Origin of the sequence: Mesorhizobium sp. M5C.F.Ca.ET.164.01.1.1 (assembly GCF_004792125.1) — a bacterium.
Classification (GTDB): Bacteria; Pseudomonadota; Alphaproteobacteria; order Rhizobiales; family Rhizobiaceae; genus Mesorhizobium; species Mesorhizobium wenxiniae.
Map to the genome: position 1 here is coordinate 1 of NZ_SRTG01000497.1, position 299 is coordinate 299.

Genomic DNA, 299 nt, shown 5'->3' on the forward strand with positions numbered 1-299 from the left:
GGGCATTATGCGCCCGCGCCGGCTTTCCCCTGCGCTGCCGCGACATGTCGATGCCAGGGGAACCGCCAGGAGAAAGCGCCACGGAAAGCGCCGGGAAGCGATTGTCAGAGCAGGCCGTTTCGGCCCGGTCCCAGACGCTCGGTGTCTTTGCCATGCGCTACCCAGGCCAGCTCCGCCCGGCTGCCGAGACGCAGTTTCTCGTAGACATGATGCAGGTGCATCTTCACCGTGCCTTCGGACACATGCAACCGCTGGGCGATCGTCTTGTTGCGCAAGCCGCGCGAGACGAGGTCGGCGAT

At 65.6% G+C, this 299-nt stretch carries 1 protein-coding gene; it reads right to left on the bottom strand.

Annotation, left to right across the window (positions count from 1 at the left end):
* Positions 1–104 precede the first annotated feature (104 nt).
* Positions 105–299 (bottom strand): helix-turn-helix transcriptional regulator (locus EN807_RS34450; protein WP_135938084.1); only part of this gene is annotated, 195 nt, incomplete at its 5' end.